This is a genomic window from Flavobacterium sp., from assembly GCF_044361065.1.
Taxonomy (GTDB): domain Bacteria; phylum Bacteroidota; class Bacteroidia; order Flavobacteriales; family Flavobacteriaceae; genus Flavobacterium.
This window is the reverse complement of sequence record NZ_JBIKJI010000073.1, coordinates 1-9,810: the sequence shown is the minus strand read 5'-3', so window position 1 is coordinate 9,810 and position 9,810 is coordinate 1. Positions and strand designations below refer to the sequence as shown.

Here is a 9,810-nt window from a genome sequence, read left to right as displayed (position 1 = left end):
TTAATTAGTGATGTAACTACACCAAGTACAACCTGTGCAAATGCCTATCAAAGAGTTCGTACTTGGAATTTTACAGACGGATGTGGCAATACAAGTACTAATTTTGTACAAACCATCACCGTTCAAGACACGACTGCCCCAGTTGTAACAACAACACCAGCAAGTTTAAATGCTACTTTAGAATGTTCAAATGCAACCGCAATAGCTGCTTCATTAGCACAAGTTCCCGTTGCCACTGATAATTGTACTTTATTACCAACCATTAATTTAATTAGTGATGTAACTACACCAAGTACAACCTGTGCAAATGCCTACCAAAGAGTTCGTACTTGGAATTTTACAGACGGATGTGGCAATACAAGTACTAATTTTGTACAAACCATCACCGTTCAAGACACGACTGCCCCAGTTGTAACAACAACACCAGCAAGTTTAAATGCCACTTTAGAATGTTCAAATGCAACCGCAATAGCTGCTTCACTAGCACAAGTACCCGTTGCCACTGATAATTGTACTTTATTACCAACCATTAATTTAATTAGTGATGTAACTACACCAAGTACAACCTGTGCAAATGCCTATCAAAGAGTTCGTACTTGGAATTTCACAGACGGATGTGGCAATACAAGTACTAATTTTGTACAAACCATCACCGTTCAAGACACGACTGCCCCAGTTGTAACAACAGTACCAGCAAGTTTAAATGCCATTTTAGAATGTTCAAATGCAACCGCAATAGCTGCTTCATTAGCACAAGTACCGGTTGCCACTGATAATTGCACTGCATTGCCAACTATTAATTTAGTGAGTGATGTAACCACAACAAGTACAACCTGTGCAAATGCCTACCAAAGAGTTCGTACTTGGAATTTTACAGACGGATGTGGCAATACAAGTACTAATTTTGTACAAACCATCACCGTTCAAGACACGACTGCCCCAGTTGTTACAGGTATATTGCTAGCAATAAATGCAAATGGTTGTACTACAGCTGATGCGCCAGCAGCCTTAACTACAGTAGCTGCATTAGAAACTGCAGGCTTAACAATTTCAGATAATTGTACAGCGGATACTAATTTAGTAGTTACTAGTGTAGATGGAACGGCTACAGGAAATTGTCCAATTACTTTCACAAGAACGTATACAATAAAAGATGGTTGTAACAATACCACAACAGCTATTCAAACAATTACCATAAACGATACGGCTGCACCAGTTATAATAGGCACTTTAACATCAGTAAATATAAGTGGTTGCCCACTAACAGATCCGTCAGCAGCAATGACCACAGTAGCTGCGTTAGAATTAGCAGGAGTAACGATTTCAGATAACTGTACTACGGATGCGAATTTAGTTGTTACGAGTATAGATAGTAATGCAACAGGTATTTGTCCGATTGTATTTACAAGAACATATACAATAAAGGATGCTTGTAACAATGCAGTAACAACAACTCAAACCATCACGATTAGCGATACAACTCCGCCAGATTTTTCAGGTATTTTACCTCAAAATATTACTTTAGAATGTAACCAAACTATTCCATCAGCACCAAGATTAACTGCAACAGACAATTGTACTTCAGTAGTTACAGTTAATTTTACAGAACAAAATATACAGGGTACTTGTCCGAATAATTACAGTATTATTAGAACTTGGGTGGCAACAGATATTTGTGGAAATTCACAAACGCATACGCAACAAATAACAATTCAAGACACAACACCACCAGTTTTTGTTGGAAGTTTTCCAACAATTGAAGTTTTTGCAAAGTGTGATGGCATTCCAGAGGCTCCAGTCTTAACCGCAACAGATAATTGTGGAAGCGCTACAGTAACTTATTCAGAAGTTAAGATAGATGGAGATTGTACAAACAAATATAGATTAGAAAGAACTTGGACGGCAACTGATTCATGTGGTAATGAAACAGAAATTACCCAAACGGTTTACTTAGCTTGTTACGTTACACCATATAATGCCTTGTCTCCTGATGGTGATGGGTTAAATGATGTATTTATTATTGAAGGATTAGAATGTTATCCAAATAACACCGTTCAAATTGTAAACAGATGGGGCGTAATTGTTTTTGATGCTGCATACTATGATAATGTAAATAATGTTTTCAGAGGATTTTCCGACGGTAGATCTACCATTTCAAGAAATGAAAAATTACCTACCGGGGATTATTGGTATATTTTAAAATACGAATATGATTTATACGGAAGAACAAAAGAAAATATTGAAAAAATAGGATATATTTATATTCAAAATGAATAATTAAATGATGAATAGAGAAATAAAAAGTATTGTCATATCTATCAAATTCATTTTGATTGTGACTATAGGATTGCTAAATACTACTAATTTAGTAGCGCAGCAAGATCCCCAGTTTACTCAATATATGTATAATACTATAAATGTAAATCCTGCTTATGCGGGTTCAAGAGGCGTGATGAGTGTTTTTGGAATGTATAGAGCGCAATGGGTTGGGCTAGAAGGCGCGCCAAATACAGCGGCAACATCAATTCATTCACCAATTGAGAATTCAAGAGTTGGATTAGGACTTACAGTTTCTAATGATCAAATAGGGATTTCAGAACGAAATACAGTTTCCACAGATTTTTCATATACCATTAATACTTCAGTTGACTATAAACTATCTTTTGGTATTAAAGGTTCCGCCAGTTTATTAAATGTAGATTATACTAAACTTAATAAATACGATAAAAACGATCCAAAGTTTCAAAATAATATAGATAATCAATTTTCACCAAATATTGGAGCGGGTGTTTATTATCATTCCGATAAATTATATGCTGGTGTTTCTGTGCCTTTTATTTTAGAGACCAAACATTTTGACGACAATACTAATTCAGTGGCTAAAGATGCACTACATTATTATTTTATTGGTGGATATGTATTTGATGTGTCAGAAACGACAAAATTTAAACCCGCATTTTTAATTAAATCCGTAAAAGGAGCGCCACTTCAAGCAGATGTAACCGCTAATTTTATGTTTTTCGATAAATTTGTGCTTGGTGCAGCTTGGCGATGGAGCGCAGCTGCAAGTGCATTGGCTGGTTTTCAAATTGACAGTAATTGGTTTGTCGGATATACATATGATTCTGATACTACAAAATTAGCCAATTATAACTCTGGCTCGCACGAAATCTTTTTAAGATACGAGTTTAAAGGGAAACAAGAAAAAATTATTTCACCAAGATTTTTCTAAAATGATAAATAATATGAAAATAAAAAATAGTATTCAAATTTGTTTATTGGTTTTGACTTTTTTTGGTTATTCTCAAGAAGTACAACTGAAAAAAGCAAATTCAAATTATGAAAATTTTCAATATGTAGATGCCATTAAAACATATGAAAAAGTAGCCAAAAAAGGATATAAATCTGTTGAATTATTTAGTAAACTTGGTGATTCCTATTACTTTCAATCTAAATTAAGAGAAGCTAATTACTGGTATAACGATTTGTTTTTATTAAATGAAAAATTAAATTCAGAATATTATTTTAGATATGCTCAAACATTAAAAGCAGTTGGCGATTATAAAAAAGCCGATGCTATGATGGCGCTTTTTAATGAAGCAAATACTTCTGATGTACGCGCAATGTTATCTAAAGAGCAATATGATTATTTGGAAGAAATTAAAAACAATTCGGGAAGATATAACATACAAAATGCAGGAATTAATTCAGAATTTTCTGATTATGGCACTTCGTTTTATAAAAACACCTTGGTTTTTACCTCTGCACGAGATACGGGTGGTGTTTTTGTGAAAAAGCACAGTTGGACCAATCAGTCATATACAAATATCTACAGTTCAATAATTACAGACAATGGAAATTTGTCTGAACCTGAGAAATTTTCAAAAAAAATTAATTCAAAATACCACGAATCTACTCCCGTTTTTACAAATGATGGAATGACGATGTATTTTACCAGAAACAACTTTTTAAATGGTAAAAAAGGAAGAGATAGTAATAAAGGCATTTTACTAAAATTATATAAAGCAACAAAAAATGGAGAGGAATGGGGCAACGTTTCTGAATTACCATTTAATAGTAACGAGTTTAGTTGCGCACATCCAGCATTATCTCCAGATGAAAAAACATTGTATTTTTCTTCAAATATGCCAGGCACTAAAGGTATGTCTGATATTTATAAAGTTGCAATACTTGATGATGGAACTTTTGGTAAACCAGTTAATTTAGGTGATAAAATTAATACAGAAGCAAGAGAAACGTTCCCGTTTATATCCAATAAAAACGAATTGTATTTTGCTTCAGACGGTCATCCAGGATTGGGAGGTTTAGATGTTTTTATTACACAAATAAAAGAAGACGGGACATATGGTAAAGTAAAAAATGTAGGAGAGCCGGTGAATTCAAATTTCGATGATTTTAGTTTTATTATTGATACCGCTTCAAAAAATGGTTTTTTTAGTTCAAATAGAGAAAAAAACAGTTTAGGTTATGATGATATTTATAAATGTACTGAAACCATACCTGTTCCAAAAGATTGTCAGCAAAATTTGAATGGTGTGGTTATCGATTCAAACACGCAAGAACCAATTCAGGGGGCTAAAGTGGTAATGTTTGATATAAATTATGTAAAATTAGGCGAAGAAATTACTGATATTGAAGGAAAATTTGATTTTGGTTCGGTAGATTGTGGAAATAAATTCCGTATTATACCTGAACAAAAGGATTACGCTACGGTTGAAAATATGGTTATCATTACTAAAGAGTCAGATATGAAAGATTTAAAAATTTCTATGACTCCAAAATTGCAACCAATTGCAGTAGGTAGAGATTTAAGAAGAACGTTAGGAATTGAAATTATATATTTTGATTTAGATAAAGCCAACATTCGTAAAGATGCAGAAGTGGAATTAGCAAAAATATTAGAAGTGATGAAACAATATCCAAGTATGGAAATCGATGTTCGCTCGCATACCGATAGTCGTCAAACTAAAGGATATAATTTAGCGCTTTCAGATAAGCGTGTCAAATCTACCATAAAATGGTTAGTTGCAAATGGTATTGAAGCCCAACGGTTAACAGGAAAAGGTTATGGCGAATCGCAATTAGTAAATAAATGTGCAGACGATATACCTTGTACAGAAGAAGAACATCAAGCCAATAGGCGTAGCGAATTTATAATAACAAAGCTATAATTTTTTTTAAACATTTAACCCCCAAATCAATGATTAAAAAATTTGTAAAATTTAGTTTTATAGCGATAGCTATATTCTTTTTTTCGTGTGCTTCTCAAAAGTCAAAAGAAATATCTTTTAGAGAAGCTCAAAATTATTTTGTAAAAAATACTTTTAAAACAGAGCAGATTGTTTCAAAAAAAATAATTTCTCAAAACGAGTTAAATCATTTTTTTGGAAGCGCTACCGTGATGGGTAGAAATAGAAAACCTACTGAAATTAATTTCGAAACAGAATTTGTTGTAGTTGTTATTTGCCCTGAAACATTTTTCTCAACTCAATTTACTTCTATAAAATTAGTTGAAGAAGAAAGTAAAGTAAATATCCAATATAAAATCACAACTAAAGAAAAGCAAACCTATTCTATTGTGCCTTTTTCTTTAATGATTGTTGATAAAGAACATATAGAAAAACATTTTGTTTTAAAACAATATTAATTTAGTATGGCAACAAAAAACACCATATTTAATATTGTTAAGTCGTTATCAATGAATGAGAAAAGATATTTCAAAATTTATTGTAAACAACACGTTGTAAATGGTCAAAACAAATATGTTTTACTGTTTGATTTGATAGATAATCAATCTATTTTTGATGACGAATTAATAAAAAAAGAACTTAATAAGTTAAATTATTCTATCAATAACTTTTCTTCTGATATTAATTATTTATCTAAAATCCTTTTAAAATGTTTGAATGATTTTCATTCTGAAAAGACATCAGATTTAAAAATTAAACAAAATTTAATTACTATTGAAATTTTATTTTACAAAGGTTTATATGAAGAATGTCTTCAATTAATTTCCAAAACAAAAAGAATAAAATTAGCGAATGAAAATAAAAACTTATTGTCTGATCTTTTAAATTGGGAAAAAAAATGCGTTGGATATTCAAGAGGATTGTTAGGAGCAATTGAAGTAAATAACAAGTTAGATGTTTACTTTGATGATTTAAAAGAAAAAAAAGAACTCACTGATCTTTATTATAAAAGTTATTATTACAAAAATATTATTGGAAAAATTTCTCAAGTTGAACTTGTTTCTGAGTTTAATAATGCGGTTATAATTCCTTTTGAAAAGCAAAAATTTTCATTAACCACCTTACAATCAAACATATTTTATAATTTGATTTATGCCAATTTTTATAAAATAAAAAATGACAAGGAAAATGAGTTGGTTTTTTTAAAAAAAGTGACTACAATTTATGAAGAAAACGAAGAATATAAGTTTGAAAACCCTTTAGACTTTATTTCAATTTACATTCGAATAATTGATATTTGTAAAAAGAAAGAATCTGAAGTTTTTTATTCGGATTTAGTAAGATTAAAAGCGTTTACTTCTATTACTAGTCTGCAAAGTAAAGTTGCAGAAGAACGTATATTTTTACACACTAATCAATTAGAATTAGAACATCTTTTATATATAAATAAAACAAAAGAGGCTTTTGTAATTTTAGAGGTTTTAAAAAGAGCATTGTTGGATAAAAGATATACACTAGAACCTTATTATATTATTTCTACATATTATTTATTTACTGCAGCTTATGTGCTTACAAATAATTTCTCGTTAGCTTTAAAGTATGTGAATAAAATTTTAAATGAACACAGTTTTAATCAAAATCCAAAAGAATTTATACAAGCTGAATTTTTAAATATTATTATTCATTATGAATTAAAAAATTATACTTTAGTTCAAAAGTTCATTGCTAATTTACAGAAAAAATATAGACCAAATTTTAAATTTAGTTATTTTGAAATAGAGATTTTAAAAGCTATAACTAAAATTTCTAAAAACAAACATATTGTTAACGAGAAAGCAGTTTTCACAAAACTGAAAAATGATATATATAAAAAGTATGATGCATCTCAATTAGTTTATAATAATTATTTCAAAATCTATTTCAAATTAATTTTTAAATTTTTCTAACATAAAAAAAGGGCTATCTTAATAAGATAGCCCTTTTCTATTTATTAGTATTTAATTAGTTTTTAATTAAACGTTGAGATTTAATATTCTCACCTTGTTTAACAATTACATTATAAATACCACTTGGTAAATTAGCACCAAGCGCAATTGAATTTAGATTGTCTTTACTGATTGTTTTGTTTTCAATATTTCTTCCTTGAAGATCAAAAACACTAATTTCAACATCAGCATCACTATCAGAAACTAAATTTAATGAGAAGGTTGAAACACTAGGATTTGGATATAAAATTACATTGTAATTTATAACTTTATCTAATGTTTTTTCTTCTGCCATTTTATTTACAATTATATTACAAGCTGTAACATTAAATGCTGAAGAAGTAATTGTGCTTCCATCATTTAAAGTAACAGTTACACTATAGCTACCAGCTTGATTCACTGAAATTGTAGGTGAAGTTTCTCCAGTTGACCATAAATAACTAACAATATTATTGTTGTTTAATAATGATAAAATAGTTGATGAACCATTACAAATTTCATTAAATCCAATTACTACTGAACTATTATTAGCACAATCGTAGTAATTAAAATTAACATCATCAATTAAATTTCCAGATCCTGTAGATTGCCCTGTTACTCCTTCAATTAAAATTCTAACTTTAGTTTGGTTTAGCGCACTACTATAATTTGCTGTAATTTTCTTCCAAAGATTACGAGTAGCCGTTACATTAAACGAATAAATATTAGAGTTATTTATTGGGTCAAAAAGCGTTACTTTAATAGATTCATTTGCAACCGCACGTGCTCTATACATAAAACTCAATTGTAACGATTTATTTGCTAAGACAGTAACATCTTGGTAAATTTTACCTAAAGCACTACCATTTACTTCAATATATTGGTTTCCGTTTGGTACAGGAATACCTAATACATTTTTGTGTACTTCAATTTTGTTATTGTCTGCTAAATTTGACCAACTTGGTACAGAAACTATACCCCAAGATGAAGTTATTGCTGGGTTTTCAAATGATCCATTAACTAATAGATTGTTTGAAGCAGGACAATACGTACATACATAAGTAGTAACAACAATTTGTTTTTCAATACTACATCCGTTACTATTTGAAATAGTTACAGAATAAGTACCAGGCGTTGTTACATTAATTGAAGCTGTTGTAGCACCTGTATTCCATAGATAAATACTACCGCCTGTTGCAGTTAATGTATTTGTTGAGCCAGAGCAGAAAGATGTCGCTCCATTTATACCTGCACTAGTTAAGAAGTCACCAACCACAAAAGGAGCAGAAATAATGCTTGTTCCATTTGCAAACGTAACTTTCACAAAATAACTACCTGGTTGATCAACCGTAATAGAAGATGTTGTAGCACTATTTGACCATAAATAACTTACAGCACCTGTTGCATTTGTTACACTAAGTGTAGCATCATTTTCTTCACAAATATAATTTGAACCAATAATTGTAGCAGTATTCGGACCACAATCTACATAATTTAATGTTACATTATCTAAGTAATTTCCACTGCCTGGATATAATGAAGTAATGGTTTGTAATCTAACTCTAACAGAAGTTTGATTTGCACCAGTTACATAATTTCCAGTAATTTTTTTCCAAATTCCGTGAACTGCAGTTACATCAAATGTATATACATTACTATTGTTCGTTGGATCAGAAAGTGTTACACGTAATTTTTCAGCGCCAACTGCACTTTCTCTAGCTCTATGCATAAAGCTTAATTCTAAAGTTTTATTTGGTAATACTGTAACATCTTGGTGAATGTTACCTCTTTGATTTGCATTTAATTCAACAAATTGAATACCATTTGCTGGAGGCGTCCAACAACCAACACAATAAAGGTTAGCACCCATAATTTCTACTTTATTACCGTCAGCTGCATTTGTCCAGAATGGCATTTGTTCAAAACCATAGTACCCATTTTTAGATGGATTTTCAAACGAACCGTTTTGTAATAAGTTACCAATGGTAGGACAAGCAAAATTACAGTAATTTGTATTGATGATTAAAGAAGTTTCCGCTTCACAACCATTTGCATTAGTAACTGTTACCGAGTAAGTCCCACTAGTATTTACCGAAATAGAAGCTGTTGTAGCACCTGTGTTCCATAAATATGAAGTTCCTTCTGAAGCAGTTAATGTACTTGTTTCTCCAAAACAGAAACTAGTTCCATTAGAAGAAGTAATAGTTGCAATTAAAGCTTCTGGTTCTGTAATTTCTACTGAAGCAGTAGTTTCACATCCATTAGCATCTGTAATTGTAAATTGATGTGGTCCAACAGGTAAACCTAATGGAGAAGGAGAAACAGTATATGGAGCTGTTCCACCAGTAACATTAACAGTTACGTCAGTTGTTCCACCATTACATAAAATAGTTCCTGCAGTAGCAGAAGCTGTTAATGCAGTACCCGTTACATCCCAAGCACAAGAAGTTGTGTTGAATGTTGCTGTTTCATAACAAGCTAATGTAGGTTGAACAGGTTGTGTACCCGTTACATCCCAAGCACAAGAAGTTGTGTTGAACGTTGCAGTTTCGTAACAAGCTACTGTAGGTTGAGTAGGTTGTGTACCCGTTACATCCCAAGCACAAGAAGTTGTGTTGAATGTTGCAGTTTCATAA

General features: G+C 31.1%; 6 protein-coding genes. 5 read left to right on the top strand and 1 reads right to left on the bottom strand.

The genetic code is table 11. From position 1 onward, the window contains the following. The 5 genes from ACIQ11_RS05925 to ACIQ11_RS05905 form a co-directional block, all read left to right on the top strand. The coding region (locus ACIQ11_RS05925) for a gliding motility-associated C-terminal domain-containing protein (RefSeq protein ID WP_396153715.1) at positions 1 to 2,277 on the top strand (2,277 nt) is incomplete at its 5' end. A 4-nt stretch (positions 2,278 to 2,281) separates the two neighbouring features. Beyond that, complete coding sequence (locus ACIQ11_RS05920) at positions 2,282 to 3,232, top strand: type IX secretion system membrane protein PorP/SprF (RefSeq protein WP_396153713.1); 951 nt, start codon at positions 2,282 to 2,284, stop codon at positions 3,230 to 3,232. 13 nt (positions 3,233 to 3,245) lie between these two features. Further along, positions 3,246 to 5,192, top strand: coding sequence for an OmpA family protein (locus ACIQ11_RS05915; RefSeq protein ID WP_396153711.1), 1,947 nt, complete (start codon positions 3,246 to 3,248; stop codon positions 5,190 to 5,192). A gap of 29 nt (positions 5,193 to 5,221) precedes the next feature. Further along, positions 5,222 to 5,668 (top strand): hypothetical protein, encoded by a 447-nt coding sequence (locus ACIQ11_RS05910; RefSeq protein WP_396153709.1) that lies wholly within the window; start codon positions 5,222 to 5,224, stop codon positions 5,666 to 5,668. A 6-nt stretch (positions 5,669 to 5,674) separates the two neighbouring features. Then, positions 5,675 to 7,156 (top strand): hypothetical protein, encoded by a 1,482-nt coding sequence (locus ACIQ11_RS05905; protein ID WP_396153707.1) that lies wholly within the window; start codon positions 5,675 to 5,677, stop codon positions 7,154 to 7,156. Positions 7,157 to 7,211: 55 nt separating this feature from the next. Here ACIQ11_RS05905 and ACIQ11_RS05900 read toward each other — a convergent pair. Next, positions 7,212 to 9,810: DUF642 domain-containing protein (locus ACIQ11_RS05900; RefSeq protein WP_396153705.1), on the bottom strand; the 2,599-nt coding region annotated here is incomplete at its 5' end.

Coding starts and splice junctions, on each gene's coding strand:
- ACIQ11_RS05915 (WP_396153711.1), top strand. CDS start 3,246: ATGAAAATAAAAAATAGTATTCAAATTTGTTTATTGGTTTTGACTTTT.
- ACIQ11_RS05910 (WP_396153709.1), top strand. CDS start 5,222: ATGATTAAAAAATTTGTAAAATTTAGTTTTATAGCGATAGCTATATTC.
- ACIQ11_RS05920 (WP_396153713.1), top strand. CDS start 2,282: ATGATGAATAGAGAAATAAAAAGTATTGTCATATCTATCAAATTCATT.
- ACIQ11_RS05905 (WP_396153707.1), top strand. CDS start 5,675: ATGGCAACAAAAAACACCATATTTAATATTGTTAAGTCGTTATCAATG.